Origin of the sequence: Candidatus Enterococcus murrayae (genome assembly GCF_017315985.1) — a bacterium.
GTDB classification, from domain to species: Bacteria; Bacillota; Bacilli; order Lactobacillales; family Enterococcaceae; genus Enterococcus_A; species Enterococcus_A murrayae.
Window position 1 is genome coordinate 12,487 of the sequence record NZ_JAFLVR010000033.1, and the last position, 17,963, is coordinate 30,449.

Below are 17,963 nucleotides of genomic sequence, written 5' to 3' on the forward strand. Positions count from 1 at the left end.
TTATTTGAACTGAGCCTAGTCAGCAGATTATAGAATTGCTAAGATAATAAAGTTTAGGATGAACAAAAGATCCACGATCCAAAGAACTGGTGAGATTTCTTTTGTTTTACCTTTGATTACTTTAACGATTGTGTAGAAAATAAATCCGGCAGCGATCCCGTAAGAGATACTGTAGCAAAGTCCCATGAAGATGCTAGCGAAGAATGCTGGAACAGCTTCTTCTAAATCTAACCAGTTAATATCTGCAAAAGAAGCTAACATCATTACACCAACTAAGATCAAAGCAGGTGCCGTTGCTTGTGCAGGTACGATTGCAATCAATGGAGAGAATAAACTGCTTAAAGCAAAGAGAATGGCAACAACAACAGAAGTTAAACCTGTCCGTCCTCCTGCACCGATTCCAGCTGCTGATTCAACGTAAGTAGTTGTATTTGATGTACCAAAGATAGCGCCGATTGAAGTAGCGATCGCATCTGCGAATAAGGCTTTATCCATTTTTGTTTTGAAACCGCGCGAACCATCATCTAATGCTTTTTCATCTTCTTTAGAGAAGATACCGGTTCTACGCCCAGTACCGATAAAGGTTCCGATGGTATCAAATGTATCAGATAAGCTGAATGCTAAAATCGTCATTAAAACTTGCGGTAATTTAGAAGAATCAGAAAATAGCGAACCCATGCCAGCAGAGCCGAAAGCTGCACCAAATGTTGTACCAAGTTCTTGAATCGAACTGCCTAGTGAATTTGCTTGCCAATCGATTGAGCCTAATTGAACAACGCCCATAGGAATACCTAATAATGTAGTGATTACGATACCGATTAAAATAGCACCGCGAACATTTTTGACCACTAAGATCGTAGTAACGATTAAACCGATCACAGCAAGTAAAATCGGTGCGTTGTTGAAGTTTGCTAAAGCTGGAACGATTCCGCTGTTGATTGAAACATTTGTTGCTTTGCCGCCTTCAACTACACTGCTGGTGATTGCTGAAGAGTCAGCGCTGAAAGAAAGCAGGCCAGCGTTTTTAATCCCGACGTAAGCTACGAAGATCCCGATCCCGCCGCCGATTGCATGCTGCATACTTTCTGGAATTGCATGAATGATTAATTTACGAATTTTTGTGACAGTAATTAAAATATTGATGATTCCGCAAATGAAGACCATCGCTAATGCTTGCTGCCAAGAGTAGCCTAGTCCGAATACGACTGTGTAAGTAAAAAATGCGTTCAGTCCCATCCCTGGTGCTTGTGCATAAGGAACGTTTGCGAACAATCCCATCACTAGAGTCCCAATAACAGATGCGATGATGGTTGCTAAGAAAACTGCTTGAAACGGCATCCCTGAAGCTGATAAAATACTTGGGTTAACGAATAAAATATAGCTCATGGCGAAGAATGTCGTAACCCCTGCCATTACCTCCGTAGAAATAGTGGTGCCTTGTTCCTTTAATTTAAAGAATTTCTCCATTATGATTAAACGCTCCTTAAGAATAAGTTCATTATATCGGTAAAAACCGAATACTTTCTAAGTATAATGAAGAAACAATCGACTTTCAAGCAATAGTTTAACAAAAGAGCAAACAAAAAGAAGAATGTTCGTGTTTAACGAACATTCTTCTTTTCAGAAGTAAAGCATATTAGGCGGGAGCCGCCAATTAACAGACATAAGCATAAAAAGATATAAGCAACAGCTTTAAATAATGAATTGAAAAACAAGTCTAGTAAGGTCGTTGAAGATAACTCAAAAGAGAGAGAGGAACGAATTGAATAGGCGATTCCACTTGATCCATTACTCAATACAAAGTTTGGCAATTCCTTAAATTGATTCAGACCCTGATGATAGAACGACTGTAGGATCGACTCATAAAGCGGCTCGAAAAGAGTATACAGCAGAATTAAACAAATCGAAGCGATCATCAAGCCTAAGAAAAATTCTAATCCGATGGAGTAGATCAGTTCATGCATTGAAGCGGCCGATTTTTTCTGTATTTTTATTTTGATGCCGAAATATATCAGAAGTAAGATAAATAGACCAATTGCGCAGGCGTTCAGGCGTTCAGAAAAATATTGCTGCAATTGTCGCACTTCTTTTGCAGTAAATAGCTGGATCTGGTTAGAGGAATCCAGATGGTTCAATACGAGCTTTAACGTACCCAAACTAGTCAAGATAAACAGAGCGATCAGACTGATCACCCAAGAAATCGAGAATTGTATGCGATGTCGTTTGATTGTCGAAAGCGTTGTTGTAATAATATCCATGGATTCCACCTCTTACTAATAAGTATAAAATCCTAATTTGAAAGAAATATGAATTCTATCGGAAGAAATAAGCGTGGACAAAAAAACACTCTTCACATTCTCGTGAAGAGTGTTAGTTGTATATTTATTGTGGGCTTTGCTCTTGATATTGCTTATAAGTTTCAGTCTTGTATAATTCTTGAGTGGATTTCTTTCCATTTTGATCAAATAGGCTGGTTGACTTGTCGCCCAATTTGTTCTCGATTTTCTCCATCTTATTCAGACCGTCTTTATAATCATATTGAGAAGCGTCAACAGGTTTCAAGCCGCTTGCTGAGTAGAAGCGCAACAGGTCTCCGTTGTTAATATTATCTGAGGTGCTTAGCTGAGTAGAAACGGCTTCTTTCCACTTCTCTGTTTGCTGTTGCAGACTTTCACTAGGCTCAGTAATTGCCATGCCGTTACTGTTGCTGTACAAGCTTCCGCTGTAATACGTATATTCAGGAGTTACATAATCCCCATCGCGGAAAGCAACGATTTGGTCATGATCTTGCGACAACAAATCTTGTCCTAATTGGATATACTTGCTTGTATCTACACCTAGAAGGTGCAGCAGAGTTGGTAATGCGTCAACTTCACCGCCATAAGTGTGGTTGATTCCGCCTTTTTCTTGTCCTGGTACGTGAACCATGTATGGTACACGCTGCATTTGTGCGTTGTAAAAGTTTGACCATGTTTCTTTTGACTTACCAAGCAATGGAGCTAAGTCAGAGTTTCTTGAATTCGAGATTCCATAGTGATCGCCGTACATAACGATAATCGAATTATCATATAGGCCGGAAGCTTTCAAGTAATTAAAGAATTCTTCCACTGCTTTATCCAAATAATTTGCTGTAGCGAAGTATCCGTTGATGGTTTCATCACCAGTATCTGCCATTGGGAATCCAGCTTCGTCATTTTTGAACTCGCTGTATGGATAGTGGTTAGATACTGCAATAAATTTCGTGTAGAAAGGCTGTTGCAGACGTTCCAAATACTTCACAGATTGCTGGAAGAACGGTTTGTCATGCAGCCCATACTGGAATGAGTTCTCATCGTTTACATCGTAGTAAGATGAATCGAAGAAATAATCATAACCAAGATTTTTATACGTTTCGGAACGGTTCCAGAAGCTTCCTGAGTTCCCATGGAAAGAAGCGCTAGTGTAGCCTTCTGTCTGTTTTAAGATATCTGGAGCTGCTTGGAACGTATTCTTCCCGCCTAATTGCGAGAATAATGAGCCTTGATTTAAACCAAACAATGAGTTTTCCATCAAGGTTTCAGCATCTGACGTTTTTCCAGCTTTTACCTGATGGAAGAAATTATCAAAACTGAACGTACTGTTGCTATGGAAAATACTATTTAAGAATGGTGTAACTTCGTGTTCTTGACCATTTTCATCTTTCAGCTTGTAGTCGATGACAAATTGTTGGAGACTCTCTAAATGAATCGTGATAACATTACGTCCCTTGGCAATCCCATAATAGTCGCTGTTTGGTGCAGCGTAATGATCCTTCACGTAGGATTCGACTTCTTTTAAATCATTTGGGCTTGCTTCTGCACGGACCTGGTTGGTTTTATACGTTTGAATGCCGTCATAAACAGTGAACGCATTGACACCAAGATATTTGATCAAATAATCGCGAGAAAAAGTACGAGTCAATAACTCTGGGCGATCTGCTTCAGCCAAGAAAAGATTTCCTGAGAAAATCATGATTGAAAGAGCAGTCATCGCAAAGGCCATACGCGCTCGAACAGGATGTTCTTCGCGTTTGATCCCTTTTCTCCATAGTAGAATCGGCAGGATCACGATATCAATTAAGTATAAAACATCGTATGGACGGAAAAGCCGAACAGCACTCTCACCTAAACCGCTAGCAACCTTGCCGGCACCTAAGAATGTGTTGACTGTAATGAAGTCAGTGAATTCACGATAATAAACAATATTGGCAAAGAGCAAGAAGCTTGCCAGTGCATAGATGACCATCATCGTGATGTAAGAGGCTCTTGACCGCCGCACATATAAAGCGATCGACAATAGAAACATCGTCGACGCGATTGGGTTGATAAACAGGATGAAGTACTGAGTCAGACTTTCGATCCCTAAATTAAATTCAAATAGGTATGCAAAAACACTTTTCGCCCATAATAAGAATGTCAGTAACGCATAAAAGCCGAGACGTTTATTCAAAAATGCAGGAGCTTTTAGTTTTTTCAATAGTAACTTCCTTTCTGCCGCAAAAAAAATGCGAGATGTTCACTTGTTAACAGTTTACTCGCTTACGTCAACTCAGTCAATTCTTATTGAAATCAGAGCAATCATGCTTAAAGAAAACTTTATAAGCGAAAAATACTTATTTTTTTTGCTATACTATAGTAGAAAGCAGGGATGAGAGTGAAAATAGGATTAAATAATTATGGAATTAAACGAATCCGTCAAGGAAATCCATTAATTCAAGCAGAGGATTTAAAACAAAATATAAAAAAAATTCCCTTTGAATGGGTGGAGTTCGTTGATAATAAGAATAAATATGTCGCAACTGGTTATTTAGGGAAGCAAAACAAAGGCTTTGGCTGGGTGATTGACCAAACACAACGTCCAATTGACCAAGCCTTTTTTATGGAAAAACTTCAATATGCGTTTGATCAACGGCAAGCTTTTTTCGCAGATGAAACGACGACTGCCTTTCGCATATTCAATGGTGAAGGCGATGGTTTTGGTGGCGTAACTGTTGATTATTATGCAGACTATCTAGTGATTTCTTGGTACAACGAAACGATCTATCACTTTAAAAATATGATCGTAGACAGCTTGTTGAAGGTTTTTCCCAATGCCAAAGGATTGGTTGAAAAGATCCGGTTCAAAAGCGACTTAACAGAAAGCCGCTGGTTAGCAGGCGAAAAACCGCAGGAACCGTTAATAGTACTGGAAAATGGTGTTTCATATGCCGTATACTTAGATGAAGGGTATATGACTGGCATTTTCTTAGATCAAAAAGAAGTTCGAGGACGTTTAACAGAGGGGCTTGCAGCAGGACAAAAAGTGTTAAATATGTTCAGCTATACGGGAGCTTTTTCTGTAGCAGCGGCCTATGGCGGGGCTTTAGAGACGACTAGTGTTGATCTGGCTCAACGTAGTTTGCCCAAAACGCAGGAACAGTTTGAAGTGAACGGCTTGTCCTTGGAGCAGCAAAAAATTATTGTAATGGATACATTTGACTATTTCCGCTATGCAGCAAGGAAGAATTTACGTTATAATTTGATTATCTTGGATCCGCCAAGTTTTGCCCGAAATAAGAAGAAAACTTTTTCGGTAGCAAAGGATTATGGGCGATTGATCGAAGACAGCGTAGATATTCTTTCTGATGAAGGAATGATCATTGCTTCCACGAATGCGGCAAATTTATCAATTAAGAAATTCAAGCAAGCGATCGAAACGGCCTTAAGGAATAAAAATGTAAATTATCAATTAACTGAAAGCTATCGCTTGCCAGCAGATTTTCCAGCCAGCAATTTTGAAGAAAGCAATTATTTGAAGGTATTATTTTATACGATAAAAAAATAGTAGAAAATGGGATGGGATACGTATGATGGATGTTCAAGTAAGAGAGGTGCGATTTGATGCAGGAAAACCCAAAATCTGCGTGCCGATTGTTGGAAAGACTTTCGATGAAATCATTGAACAAGCGAACAAAGCCAAGAAAGTTGCTGAAGTGATTGAATGGCGTGCGGATTATTATGAAGATGTCTTGGATGACGATCAGTTAAACTCAACGTTGTTGGCGTTGCGGGATGAAATTCGAAATATCCCATTGATTTTCAACCTGCGGACGGCTGAAGCTGGGGGCCAGCTCGAGATTTCTCTTAGCCAGTACCGACACATCTATGAATTTGCAGTCTCTTCTCGTGCAATCGACTTAGCGGATGTGGAAGTGACGATCATTGATCAATTATCAACAACATTCATCAAATGGATGCAGGCACTAGATGTATGTGTGATGCTGAGCTACTATAATTTTAAGGAGACACCAGAGGACGCGGTGGTTCTTTTCCGATTGAACCTGATGGAACACTGGGGTGCGGATATCGCGAAGATCGTTGTGTATCCGGAAAACGAGGCGGACGTATTACGCCAAATGGAGATTGTAATGAAGGCACAGACCTTTGTTACGTTACCAGTTGTCTCAGTATCCTTAGGACGCCTTGGAAAATTCTCACAAATTAGCGGATCATTAGATGGATCCTGTATGACTTATGGTTGTTTGGAAGGACAGCCTTATGACGATGCCCAAATTGAGGCAGAAAAATTAGTTATGATGATTAATGAATTGAAATAAAAGAAAGCCGAACGAGCATAAACTATCGAAAGTGATAGTAATATGGTCCTTCGGCTTTTCTTTTTTAAAGTTTTTTTCAAAAACACTTTAAAAAAGTATGTTATGTGGTCAATCCATTACATCGACATCAAATATTTCTAGATTGTCCAAACCGCCGTAAATTTCATACCATGGTTTGGCATACTTTGCCAAAATATCGTTCAACTCCTCGACATTTTCGCGACCTTGCGATTCTAACCACTTGATCAGCCCATCTTTGCCTTGATCGGCGTAAACTTGAACGCCATCACGCCATGTAGCACGACCACCAAGAATTCCGCAGTAATTTGCGCCATGCTCACCGGCAAATTTTAATTCATCACGGAAGATATCGGCGGGCACACCAGCACTCAGGTAAATGAATGGGCGTGTAGCCACTTCGCCAGCTTCTTTGAAGTATGCAGCCGCTTCTTCTTGTGTGTAGACAATCGGCCCCTCCTCTTTATTAAATCCCTCAACGTATTTAAATAAAACAGGCACCTCTACTTTTAAAACATCAATATGGTATTTATCCTTTGTAAATTCTTTGATAGTATCAATTACTTTTTGCGGTTTGATTTTCGCAAACTCTGGTGAGTGATCGTCAGTGATTTTTCCGTCATATACAATTGGTTCAACGAATACAGGAATATCGGCCGCAAGTGCTTCTGTTCCCAAGCGCTCCAGAAATGCGTGCTTCACAGCTAAAATTTCCTTTGGTTCATCCGGATCATAATAGACCAAGACTTTTGCTGCGTCTGCTCCTTTGGCTAATAAGCGATCTAACGATTCATCTGGTAACAACTCAGGCAAGCGACCTGGCGTGTTGGCATCGTAGCCAGTTTTTTCATACGACATGATCAAACCGCAGTTTGGATCTTTGGCTTGGATTCCCTTGAAGCCGTACTGCTCATCAAGCAGAATCGCGCTGACATGTTTCGTTAATTCCTGTGAGACTATTTCTTTAAATTCATAGACTTGATCCATAGAAAACGTTTCTTCCCCAACAGCAGCTTGCATCATCTTTTTCATAGAGCCTCTTTGATCGATTGCTAAGGCCGCAATGACACCTTGATCGTTTGACAGTTGCTGCATCTTTTCGAACTTACCTCTTGAAATTCGTTTCATGATGAATACACCCTTTCTGATTACAAATCCAGTGTAGAACTTTTAAGAAAAAAGACCAAATAAAACGACCAATTTGTTTCATTTTCGTTTTTTTGCTAGACTTTAGAAAATAAATGAAGCGAGGGATAGATTTGGCTAAGAAGAAAATTCAAAAGACCAATGCGATTCGTTTAGTCGAACAAAAGAAAATCGCCTATAAAGAGCATGAATATTCGTGGGGCGAAGATGATTTAGGTGCTGGGCATGTGTCTGAACAAGTCGGGGTCGAGCCGGCACGGATATTCAAAACATTGGTGGCAGTAGGAAACAAGACCGGTCCTGTCGTTGCGGTAATTCCTAGCGATCACGAATTGGATTTGAAAAAAATTGCGAAAGCTAGCGGCAATAAAAAAGTTGAGATGCTGCATTTAAGAGATTTAGAAGCAACCACTGGATATATTCGCGGCGGCTGTTCACCGATTGGTATGAAGAAATTATTTCCTACATTTGTGGATGCCTCTGCACGGAACTTTGAGCAGATCGCGATTTCAGCAGGCAGAAGAGGGCTACAAATGGAAATTGCCCCTAACGCCATAGTAGAGCTGACGCGGGGGCAATTCGTTGAGCTGACTCACTAGCTAAAAGCATGATAGGCAGCATGAGTTCCTGCTACATAGCCCGTACAAAATGCGGTGGTGATATTATATCCGCCAGTATAACCATTAATATCGAGCACTTCTCCGGCGAAATACAGGCCGGGGATTTTTTTGCTGGCTAATTCTTTAGGGCTGACTTCCTTTAGCTCAACACCGCCGCCGGTAACAAAGGATTTTTCCAACCCGAAGGTTTTGTTTGCATTCAAGGACCAGTCTTTACAATAGGAAACAAATTTTTCCAATTGCTCTTTTGATGCCTGTGAGTAGGCAAGTTCGCCGATACCGCCTTTTTCTAAAAGGAACAGCAGCAGACGCTCTGGTAAAAAGCCGGCCAAAGCATTTTTCAATTGTTTTGTGGAAGCCGCTGAACGTTTACTGATTTCTTCCATTAAATCTGCCGCTGTTTTTTCTGGGAAGCAATCGAGTTTTAGTGTGACTGATTCTTGAGTACGCAATAATTGATTAACAAAGCTGGAGCAGCGTAAGGCAGCTGGACCAGAAACTCCGAAGTGAGTAAAAAGCAGATCCATCTCATGACTAGTGATAGTCTTGCCTCTTTCGTTAATGACAGACAGCTTCACGTCTTGCAAGGCCAGACCCTGCAACGTTCTCTCAGCGACAAAAGCATTCGTCAGAAAAATTGGTGATTCTGTTGGATACAAAGGAGTCACATGATGGCCAAGGCTTTTTGCAAAGCGATAGCCGTCACCTTGCGAACCAGTCGAAGGATAGGTGATGCCGCCAGTTGTCACTATGACGCTTTTGGCCGAATAATCGCCTTCAGAAGTTCGAACACCTTGAACAGTCGTCCCGTCAGTAATGATTTTTTCGATCGGTTCTTTAAAATGAAGTGCGACCTGTAGATTCTCCAGTTCGTTCTTCAGAGTATTCACGATCGTGGCAGATTTATCTGAAACAGGGAAGATGCGTCCGTGATCCTCTTCTTTTAAGGCAACGCCGCGTTCGCTGAAGAAGGTCATCACATCTTGGTTGTCAAATTGTGAAAACGTACTATATAGGAAGCGGCCATTGCCGGGAATATGGGTGATTAAGTCATCGACCGGTCGATTGTTTGTCACGTTGCAGCGGCCGCCGCCCGTCATTAGCAATTTCTTTCCAAGGCGTTTGTTTTTTTCAAATAGTGCGACCTGCGCACCGTTCATCGCCGCGGTAATGGCGGCCATCATACCAGCAGGGCCACCACCGATCACGATTACATCAAATTTTTTCTTCATTTTATTAAACCCTCATTTACCAATCAATTTGTTTGGATAATCATACCTTAAATACGAACATTTTTCCTTCAAATTGCGATGTAGAATGAATTTTTTTTCACTTCCATTAGAAAATGATGTAAACTATGAGTATTAACTGTGAGGAGGAATTTGATGGAAGTACGAGAGTATGTTGAACAGATTCAAAAGAACTTAGAGGCAAAAGATCCGAATCAAGCAGAATTTTTACAAGCGGTGGATGAATTTTTACCAACAGTGATTCCTTTTCTAGAAGAACATCCGGAATACGTTGAAAAAAATATTTTAGGTATGATTCTTGAACCTGAACGATTGATTCAGTTTCGTGTACCTTGGCAAGATGATAAAGGCAATTGGCAGGTTAATCGCGGCTACCGTGTGCAATTTAATTCAGCGATTGGCCCATATAAAGGTGGTTTACGTTTCCACCCAAGTGTGAATTTAAGTATCTTGAAATTTTTAGGTTTTGAACAAATCTTTAAAAATAGTTTGACAGGTCTTCCAATCGGCGGCGGTAAAGGCGGATCAGATTTTGATCCAAAAGGGAAAACGGACTCTGAAGTAATGCGCTATTGCCAAAGCTTCATGACGGAACTATCAAAGCATATTGGTCCAAACCTAGATGTACCAGCTGGAGATATCGGTGTTGGCGGACGTGAGATTGGGTATCTTTTCGGTCAATACAAACGCCTGCGTGAATACGATATGGGTGTGTTGACAGGCAAACCGCTAGGCTTTAATGGTAGTCTTGGCCGAACAGAAGCGACAGGGTATGGAGCAGTCTACTTCGTGAAACATTTATTAGAAGATCGCAACGATTCTTTTAATGGTAAGAAAGTTCTTGTTTCAGGAAGCGGAAATGTAGCAATCTATGCCATTGAAAAAGCGCAAGACCTATGTGCGACAGCTATTACTTGTTCAGATTCGAATGGTTATATTTACGATAAAGACGGCATCGACGTTGAACTATTGAAGGAAATCAAGGAAGTTCGTCGTGCACGTTTAACAGAATACGCAAAAGAACGTCCGACAGCGGAATATCATGAAGGTTCTGTATGGGAGCTTGAACAAGCTGCGGATATCGCCTTGCCATGCGCGACACAAAATGAGATCGATGATAAAAAAGCAGCGATTTTAGTGAAAAACGGTGTTAAGGTTGTCGCTGAAGGAGCAAATATGCCAAGCACGATGGCAGCGATCAAGCTATATCATGAAAACGACGTTCTTTACGGACCAGGAAAAGCGGCAAATGCTGGCGGGGTGGCTGTATCAGCATTAGAAATGAGCCAAAACTCTCAACGCTTAGCATGGACGAAGAAAGAAGTTGACGGCAAATTAGATGCTATCATGAAAAATATCTACGAAACGTGTCGTGATACAGCTGAAAAGTATGCTGAGAAAGACAATTTCGCTGCTGGTGCAAACATTGCCGGTTTTGCGAAAGTGGCTGCCGCAATGCTGGCTCAAGGTACAGTTTAATTTTCAAAAGGTTTTAGCTTGAAAAATGATTAAAAGAAACGTAAAGTATAGATTGTTATGAAGTGACTTTCAAGGAGGAAAAACAATGGCACACATTCAATTCGATTATTCGAAAGTAGCACCATTTGTGAGCGAACATGAAATGGACTACATCAAATCTGAAGTAGCTCTTGCTCACAAAGAATTACGGGAAGGTACTGGCGCAGGAAATGATTACCTAGGCTGGATCGATCTTCCGGTAAACTATGATAAAGATGAATTTGCTCGCATCAAAAAGGCAGCTGAAAAAATCCAATCAGATTCTGAAGTATTAGTAGTTATCGGTATCGGTGGTTCTTATCTTGGTGCTCGCGCGGCAATCGAATTCTTACACCAAAGTTTCTTCAATGTGTTGGATAAAGAAGATCGCAAAGCACCACAAGTATTCTTTGCTGGAAACTCAATCAGCTCAACGTACATCGCTGACTTGATCGAAGTTATCGGCGACCGTGATTTCTCAGTTAATGTGATTTCTAAATCAGGAACAACGACTGAACCAGCAATCGCATTCCGTGTCTTCAAAGAATTATTGATCAAAAAATACGGTGAAGAAGAAGCCAACAAACGTATCTATGCAACAACAGATAAAGCACGCGGAGCAGTTAAGGTTGAGGCAGATGCAGCAGGTTGGGAAACTTTTGTTATTCCTGATGATGTTGGCGGACGTTTCTCTGTTCTTACAGCAGTTGGCTTATTGCCAATCGCAGCAAGCGGTGCGGATATCGATGCCTTGATGCAAGGTGCGGCAGACGCTCGCGAAGCATACTCAAGTGAAAACTTAGAAGAGAACGAAGCATATCAATATGCAGCTCTTCGTAATATTTTATACCGTAAGGGCAAAGTGACTGAAATCTTAGTCAATTATGAACCAGGTATGCAATATTTCAACGAATGGTGGAAACAATTATACGGCGAATCAGAAGGGAAAGATTTGAAGGGCATTTACCCATCAAGTGCCAACTTCTCAACTGACTTGCATTCATTTGGACAATACATCCAAGAAGGTCGTCGCAACATCTTTGAAACAATCGTGAAAGTGGAAAAACCGCGTAAATCTGTGTCAATCCCTTCACAAGAATCCGATTTAGATGGTTTAGGCTACTTAGAAGGTAAAGACGTAGACTTTGTTAACTCTAAAGCTTACCAAGGAACATTATTAGCCCATACAGATGGCGGTGTACCTAACTTTGTATTGAACATTCCTACAATGGATGCTTATACTTTAGGTTATGCAATGTACTTCTTTGAAATCGCTGTGGGTATTTCCGGCTACCTGTTAGGGGTTAATCCGTTTGACCAGCCAGGTGTAGAAGCTTACAAGAAAAACATGTTCGCTTTGCTTGGAAAACCAGGATTTGAAGATTTAGCAAAAGATTTGAATAATCGGCTGTAAAAGCTAGTCAAAGAGCTCTCGCATCGCGAGGGCTCTTTTTAATTGGTCTAGTAAAATTAATTTACAGCTAATCAAAATTAATGATAAAAAACATAATGGTGAATAAATGAAATCGGTTTAAAACAAATAAAGATAAATAAAAAATGAACGTCGGATTAAAAATAACCTAAGTTGTTTATGTTCGTGTTTTCCGAATTTTCTAACAATTCCGATATATACCTTGGTATAAAAGCAAAAAAACTAATAAAAAACGTTTTCAATTTATTGTATTTATGTTATTATAAAAACGTAGAATTAAAGGGGGATTTATTATGGAAACTATTGAAATTGGTCTTGCTTATGAATGCCAAGCAATTGGTATAGAAAATGAGGTTGTAGGAGTCGTAGAGCAGCTTTACAATAATACGGTGCTGATTAATGTTGTATCTTGTGCACCAGCAGATCGTGCGGCTGTGATTGAACTGCAAAATCGTTTATTAGTGAAGTACGAGAATATTCACGCTTGCGTGGAAGTCGAATGTACTGCTTAAAGCTTTACTTAAGCATGTGAAATATTTATCTTGATAGGAGAGAGATTCGGATCTTGAGAAGAGATCCGTTTTTTTGTTAGAAAGTATCAATTTTCTCAGTTAAACACACTGAATGATGCCTGAGCCCGGCTTAATGATCGAGCTTTCTATTCTTATAGCTGAGACACACAGTGGTATTTTTGAACAGCTGAGGTGGAATAGTCCCTACACGGTGTTCACAAGACATACGAGTTTGTGAAGGACTTTTTATTATCGAGTATCGTGTAAGGTGATTTATAGCGTCAAAAGTTAACAACAATTCCATTGAAGCTTTAGATTATAAGAAATACAATAAGAGTATAAGAAGCTAAGGGATTTTTAGCTACTGGGTAGAAACGAGGGGATATAGATGAATGCAATCGAGATCAAGCAATTAGAGAAAATATATACCGAAGGAAAGAAAGCTTTAGACGATATTAGTTTAGTGGTTCCAGAAGGGACAATTTTTGGTTTTTTAGGACCGAATGGTGCAGGGAAGACGACGACAGTCAAGCTATTGAACGGTATTTTGAATCCGACAGGAGGAGAGATTCGGGTTTTGGGACTTGATCCGGTCAATCAGGCAGAGAAGCTCCATCAATCAACAGGGGTCTTAACAGAACATGCCGGAATGTATGATCAGTTGACCGGGATTGGGAATCTTCGTTTTTTTGGTCAGCTTTTTGGGATGACAAAGGCAGAAAGCGAAACAAGAGGAATGGAGCTGCTGGAAAAGCTAGGTTTGTCAGAGGCAGCTGAAGTGAAGCTGAAAAGTTACTCGACTGGGATGCGGCAGCGTCTGTCTCTTGCAAGAACCCTGATCCATCGTCCGAGGGTCCTATTTTTGGACGAGCCTACCAGTGGGCTTGATCCAGAAAGCACGAAAAGTGTGAATGAACTTCTATTGGAACTTTCCAAAAAAGAAGGGACTACGGTGTTTCTTTGCACACATCAATTAAGGTACGCACAAGAAATCTGTGATGAGTATGGGTTGATGGACAATGGTCAATTACTGGCATTGGGCAGCTTAGAATACTTACGCCAACAAACCTTCAGTCACTACAAGCTGTTGGTTGAAACGGATGTTATGCCGCAAATGCTCAACAGTAAAAAAAATGGAGAGAATACTTATGAATTAGCCTTTCAAGAAAAGGCGGAGGTTCCTCAGATAGTAAAAGCAATCGTCCAACAGGGAGGAAATATCTCGCAGGTTACACCGCTGGATTATTCATTAGAAGATATTTATTTTGCTTTGTTAGAAGGAGGGAAAATGCATGTTTAATAGTCGACAAAAAGCCATTATGATCAAGGATATTAAGGGAATCACTGATAATAAGCGCTATTTTTCAGTGTTAACGATTCTTCCGTTACTATTTTCAGTTGTTTTCCCCACGATTATGCTGCTGTCTATTTTGTTAAGCCCAACGGATTCCTCTTCATTTACCGATATGGCTCGGATCGTACCAGACTTTCAAAAGCTGGATCAAGAGCAGCTAGTATATGAACTGCTGATGCTGATGGTTAACAATGTCATTCCGATCTTCTTTTTAATTATACCTATCATGACGGCTAGTGTTATGGCGGCCAGTTCGTTCGTCGGAGAGAAAGAAAAACGCACGCTGGAAACCTTATTTTATTCTCCGTTGTCGATTCGTGAAATCTTTCAGGCAAAAGTCTATGCTTCATTTTTTATCGGTATTTTAATCACCTATGTCTCATTTGTTTTGACAGTGATTGTGGTCGAAGTAGAGATGTACATTCTTAAAGGGATTTTACTTCCTTTGAGTATCAATTGGCTCTGGGTGATGCTGCTGATTGTTCCAGCGATCACGATCATTTCTATCGTATTGATCGTTAAAGGATCGGCGAAATCGATGACAATCGAAGAATCGCAGCAAAAAGCAGCCTTTTTGATTATACCGGTGGCTTTCCTGCTGGTCGGTCAATTTACTGGTATTTTGGTTTTTGGTGGTTGGATCGTCGTTTCAATCGGGATACTCCTGCTGCTGATTGCTCTTCTTTTGCTGAGATACGCTATGACAGGATTTACCTATGAACGCCTCTTAGAACAATAATAATGAATAAAAGCCCGTAAACAGACTTCCTTGAGGGAGAATGTTTGCGGGCTTTTGCCGTTAATCAAATTGCAGAATGCTGGCAGTTTTGGCTTTTATGTCTTCAGACTTGGTAGAAAAGACATTCATGTCATCAGACAGAATACCATCGATCTGCTGGAAACGCAGGGTAGCGGCTTGTCGTTCAGAGTTAACAGGCCAAGCATAGACAGCTTGATTGCGATGATGCAGAGCCTGAATTAAGTCGCCGTTTGCGGTTCGAGATTCGATATTGACGAAGTCTAATGAGTTTTTTGGACTGCCTAAGAGATCGTGGGGCAAAATATATCCAACCTTTAGTTTCGGAAAATCTTTTTTCATTTGATTAGCCGTATCAAGATCCATACTTTGCAGTTCATGATTAGCCAGTTCGGATTCTAGCGGCAGCAGTTTATGGGTGATCGAATTTTTTGTTTTCGCAGTGATTTTCAGTTCAATCAGCAGCTTCTGGTTCAAATGATTTGCGGCAGCCAAGTAATCCTTGAACAAGGGGATCTGACTAGTATAGCCATTTTCCCTTAAGGTGACTTTTTTTAACTCTTTCCACGTCGTTTCATCAACGCGTAGATTTTTATCAGCTAATTTTTTTAAATCTTCGTCATGGATCACGACTAATTGATGATCTGCGGTTTCTTGAACATCCATCTCAATGAAGTCCGGATGCAGCTGTTGACTAGTTCTTTTCAGTGCATCGATCGAATTTTGTATACCGTTATGATCAGAGACTCCTCGATGCGAGATTGTTACTGGATTCGTCGCGCGTTGTATTTGGAAAGCATGGGTGTAATGCAGAGAATAAAGACCAAGGCAAGCGATGACCGATAGGCTTAGCCAAATGATCGACCCTTTGGTCTTAGGCTCGACGCTCGTCGGTTCTTTGTCAGGCGCAGCCAAATAAAGAAAAAAGAGCGCCCATAAAACATTTTGGATTATCCGATACAGCAATAATAGAAGCATTGCTGTACTCTGTTTAGTCAACAGCTGTGTGGCCCAAATGAAGCCGATTTTGATTAATAAGCTGGTGGTTAAAAAGATCACAGGGATCAGGAAAAAAAGCGTTAATTGTTTTGGGATGCTCTTTTTCGTTTTTTGCCAGCTGAGTACAATACTTTTTTTCATGGAACTATTTTGCTTCAGATACTTCGGTACTAAAATTGCGCGGTAAAGAAAATAAAGGACAATTAAGTAAAGCAGGAGTATGACAGGCAGTATTTTCCAGCGATGAAGAAACAGAAGCGAGAGCATCTTCGTCGGAAGCGGCTGCCAAACCAGCAACATCTGATAAAATCGAAAGAAAAAAAGCGGCGATAAAAGCAGCCAGAAAGCGAAGCTGACAAATGAAGCCTTCAAAGAGAAGTTTTGAAAGGCTCTTTCGTTTGACTGAACCTGGCTAAAGAGGTTTCCGAAAAGAAAAATTAAGGCAAAAAATAAAAGCAGATAAAAAGGAGAGTAAAGATTATTTAGAAAGCTTTGACGGAAAAATAAAAAGAGTCCTTCGGTTAAGAAAGGCAGACCAAAGCTAAGAATTAGAAAGTTATAGAGAGAAAAAGTGCCAAAAAAATAAGCAAAACGCTGACGTATGGGATTCATAGTTCCTCCTGTGATTCGATAAAAAATCAGTCTTCTTGAAGAAAACGATCGATTAATTAAATGGAATTTTGCAAATAGAAGTTCATCAACCATTATCTGGTTAGGTTGTAAAAAATATATGAACTTTTTACGTGAAAATATTGAAGATTTTGGTTAGGAGGCAGCTTTGATTGTATCCACTAATTATCTAATGAAACAGATATCCAGTCCTATGATTTCGCTAGACCTTTTGACTGGTGCAGATCAGCTGAAAAGTAAATTTTGCAAAAAGAAAAGTCCACTAAAAATTAGTGGACGAGTAAACTGGATAATATGCTGCCACCTTGTAGTAAAGCCAAGCTGTATAAGAAGATCGAAGCTGGTTTAGCTAAGAAGATGATCGCACTGTATTTTTTAAAGGACATGTTCGTAAGACTAGCCATCAAACACAAGGCGTCATCAGGTGCGACAGGTAAGAAAATCGCTAAAGCGAACAGTTTTTCAAAGCGAGGCTGATCATCTAGCCAATGACTGTACTTTTGGTATACCTTATCACTAACAAGATGCATAATCAAGGGCTTGCCGTAATGTCTGCCCATCATGAATAAAATCAAGGAACCAATTACGATTCCGATATAATTATAAACAAAGCCCCAGTATGGACCGAAAATCAAGACGCCAGCTGCAAGACTGATACCGCCTGGAATAATTGGTATTACGACCTGAACGATTTGAATCAAAACAAAAATGAGCGGCCCAGCGATTGGCGAGTGTCCGACGAGTTCTCTCAGGGAATTCATATCATTAAAGACTCCCAAACGATAGAAGTAGATAGTTAAACTAACGGTTATGGCGATACCCATCAATGAAATTATATTTAATAGCCTTCTGGATTGAACAATACTCATTTGATTCAGCTCCTTTTATCCTAAAGAATTTCTTTTCTAAAAGAAAATTAGTTTTATTTATAGAGATCATTCCACGCCGTTACATGATCTTAACGGAAACAGCAGAATGAACATTTCTTGTCTCTCTAAAATGAAGTATATAGGATAATTTCATAAAATGCATAGGTCTGAGGTTGTAATTTAGAAATTTCGAATGAAACTTAAAATATTTTTAGATATTTATTGATCGCGCTTACAACGTTGGGCTGTAAACAAAGAGGAACAGG

Annotated in this window: 15 protein-coding genes; 8 read left to right on the forward strand and 7 right to left on the reverse strand. The window is 40.1% G+C overall.

The features are described from left to right. Positions 1-27: 27 nt before the first annotated feature. The 3 genes from JZO85_RS14260 to JZO85_RS14270 form a co-directional block, all read right to left on the reverse strand. Entirely contained in the window at positions 28-1,467 is a 1,440-nt protein-coding gene (locus JZO85_RS14260) for an NCS2 family permease (RefSeq protein ID WP_207109197.1), read from the reverse strand. Between the two features lie 134 nt (positions 1,468-1,601). Then, positions 1,602-2,258, reverse strand: coding sequence for a hypothetical protein (locus JZO85_RS14265; protein WP_207109198.1), 657 nt, complete (start codon positions 2,256-2,258; stop codon positions 1,602-1,604). Between the two features lie 124 nt (positions 2,259-2,382). Continuing rightward, positions 2,383-4,494, reverse strand: coding sequence for an LTA synthase family protein (locus JZO85_RS14270; protein WP_207109199.1), 2,112 nt, complete (start codon positions 4,492-4,494; stop codon positions 2,383-2,385). Between the two features lie 177 nt (positions 4,495-4,671). Here JZO85_RS14270 and JZO85_RS14275 point away from each other — a divergent pair, with 177 nt between their 5' ends. Both JZO85_RS14275 and aroD read left to right on the forward strand, forming a co-directional pair. Beyond that, positions 4,672-5,841: a class I SAM-dependent rRNA methyltransferase gene (locus JZO85_RS14275; protein WP_430732919.1), complete on the forward strand. Its 1,170-nt coding sequence runs from the start codon at positions 4,672-4,674 to the stop codon at positions 5,839-5,841. A gap of 22 nt (positions 5,842-5,863) precedes the next feature. After that, positions 5,864-6,613 (forward strand): type I 3-dehydroquinate dehydratase, encoded by a 750-nt coding sequence (gene aroD, locus JZO85_RS14280; protein ID WP_207109201.1) that lies wholly within the window; start codon positions 5,864-5,866, stop codon positions 6,611-6,613. 108 nt (positions 6,614-6,721) lie between these two features. On the opposite strand, the gene JZO85_RS14285 is transcribed toward aroD, so the two are convergent. Then, positions 6,722-7,759 carry a tagatose 1,6-diphosphate aldolase gene (locus JZO85_RS14285; protein ID WP_207109202.1) on the reverse strand — a complete coding sequence of 346 codons (1,038 nt, stop codon included), beginning with the start codon at positions 7,757-7,759 and terminating at the stop codon, positions 6,722-6,724. Between the two features lie 131 nt (positions 7,760-7,890). On the opposite strand from JZO85_RS14285, the gene ybaK reads away from it, so the two are divergent. Further along, the gene (gene ybaK, locus JZO85_RS14290) at positions 7,891-8,376 is read left to right on the forward strand and encodes a Cys-tRNA(Pro) deacylase (protein ID WP_207109203.1); all 486 of its coding nucleotides are present in this window, start codon (positions 7,891-7,893) and stop codon (positions 8,374-8,376) included. Here ybaK and JZO85_RS14295 read toward each other — a convergent pair. Next, entirely contained in the window at positions 8,373-9,629 is a 1,257-nt protein-coding gene (locus tag JZO85_RS14295) for a BaiN/RdsA family NAD(P)/FAD-dependent oxidoreductase (RefSeq protein ID WP_207109204.1), read from the reverse strand. The genes ybaK and JZO85_RS14295 overlap by 4 nt on opposite strands. Positions 9,630-9,782: 153 nt before the next feature. On the opposite strand from JZO85_RS14295, the gene gdhA reads away from it, so the two are divergent. The 5 genes from gdhA (at position 9,783) to JZO85_RS14320 (ending at position 15,181) form a co-directional block, all read left to right on the forward strand. Then, positions 9,783-11,126, forward strand: coding sequence for an NADP-specific glutamate dehydrogenase (gene gdhA, locus JZO85_RS14300; RefSeq protein WP_207109205.1), 1,344 nt, complete (start codon positions 9,783-9,785; stop codon positions 11,124-11,126). Between the two features lie 85 nt (positions 11,127-11,211). Continuing rightward, on the forward strand, positions 11,212-12,558 hold the full coding sequence (locus JZO85_RS14305; RefSeq protein ID WP_207109206.1) for a glucose-6-phosphate isomerase: 1,347 nt from the start codon (positions 11,212-11,214) through the stop codon (positions 12,556-12,558). Positions 12,559-12,869: 311 nt separating this feature from the next. Continuing rightward, positions 12,870-13,088 carry a hypothetical protein gene (locus JZO85_RS14310; RefSeq protein WP_207109207.1) on the forward strand — a complete coding sequence of 73 codons (219 nt, stop codon included), beginning with the start codon at positions 12,870-12,872 and terminating at the stop codon, positions 13,086-13,088. A 388-nt stretch (positions 13,089-13,476) separates the two neighbouring features. Further along, positions 13,477-14,388 (forward strand): ABC transporter ATP-binding protein, encoded by a 912-nt coding sequence (locus JZO85_RS14315; RefSeq protein ID WP_207109208.1) that lies wholly within the window; start codon positions 13,477-13,479, stop codon positions 14,386-14,388. Next, complete coding sequence (locus JZO85_RS14320) at positions 14,381-15,181, forward strand: ABC transporter permease subunit (protein WP_207109209.1); 801 nt, start codon at positions 14,381-14,383, stop codon at positions 15,179-15,181. The genes JZO85_RS14315 and JZO85_RS14320 overlap by 8 nt, the downstream gene beginning before the upstream one ends. Positions 15,182-15,241: 60 nt before the next feature. On the opposite strand, the gene JZO85_RS14325 is transcribed toward JZO85_RS14320, so the two are convergent. Then, a complete protein-coding gene (locus JZO85_RS14325) occupies positions 15,242-16,810 on the reverse strand; it encodes a glycerophosphodiester phosphodiesterase family protein (protein ID WP_207109210.1) in 1,569 nt (522 codons plus the stop codon). Positions 16,811-17,097: 287 nt separating this feature from the next. After that, positions 17,098-17,697, reverse strand: a complete 600-nt coding sequence (locus JZO85_RS14330) for a TVP38/TMEM64 family protein (RefSeq protein ID WP_207109211.1) — start codon at positions 17,695-17,697, stop codon at positions 17,098-17,100. Positions 17,698-17,963 lie beyond the last annotated feature (266 nt).

Bases quoted from the DNA above. Each gene is read 5' to 3' on its own strand.
- JZO85_RS14260 (WP_207109197.1), bottom strand. From the start codon at position 1,467: ATGGAGAAATTCTTTAAATTAAAGGAACAAGGCACCACTATTTCTACG.
- JZO85_RS14265 (WP_207109198.1), bottom strand. From the start codon at position 2,258: ATGGATATTATTACAACAACGCTTTCGACAATCAAACGACATCGCATA.
- aroD (WP_207109201.1), top strand. From the start codon at position 5,864: ATGATGGATGTTCAAGTAAGAGAGGTGCGATTTGATGCAGGAAAACCC.
- JZO85_RS14285 (WP_207109202.1), bottom strand. From the start codon at position 7,759: ATGAAACGAATTTCAAGAGGTAAGTTCGAAAAGATGCAGCAACTGTCA.
- JZO85_RS14295 (WP_207109204.1), bottom strand. From the start codon at position 9,629: ATGAAGAAAAAATTTGATGTAATCGTGATCGGTGGTGGCCCTGCTGGT.
- gdhA (WP_207109205.1), top strand. From the start codon at position 9,783: ATGGAAGTACGAGAGTATGTTGAACAGATTCAAAAGAACTTAGAGGCA.
- JZO85_RS14305 (WP_207109206.1), top strand. From the start codon at position 11,212: ATGGCACACATTCAATTCGATTATTCGAAAGTAGCACCATTTGTGAGC.
- JZO85_RS14310 (WP_207109207.1), top strand. From the start codon at position 12,870: ATGGAAACTATTGAAATTGGTCTTGCTTATGAATGCCAAGCAATTGGT.
- JZO85_RS14315 (WP_207109208.1), top strand. From the start codon at position 13,477: ATGAATGCAATCGAGATCAAGCAATTAGAGAAAATATATACCGAAGGA.
- JZO85_RS14320 (WP_207109209.1), top strand. From the start codon at position 14,381: ATGTTTAATAGTCGACAAAAAGCCATTATGATCAAGGATATTAAGGGA.
- JZO85_RS14325 (WP_207109210.1), bottom strand. From the start codon at position 16,810: ATGAATCCCATACGTCAGCGTTTTGCTTATTTTTTTGGCACTTTTTCT.
- JZO85_RS14330 (WP_207109211.1), bottom strand. From the start codon at position 17,697: ATGAGTATTGTTCAATCCAGAAGGCTATTAAATATAATTTCATTGATG.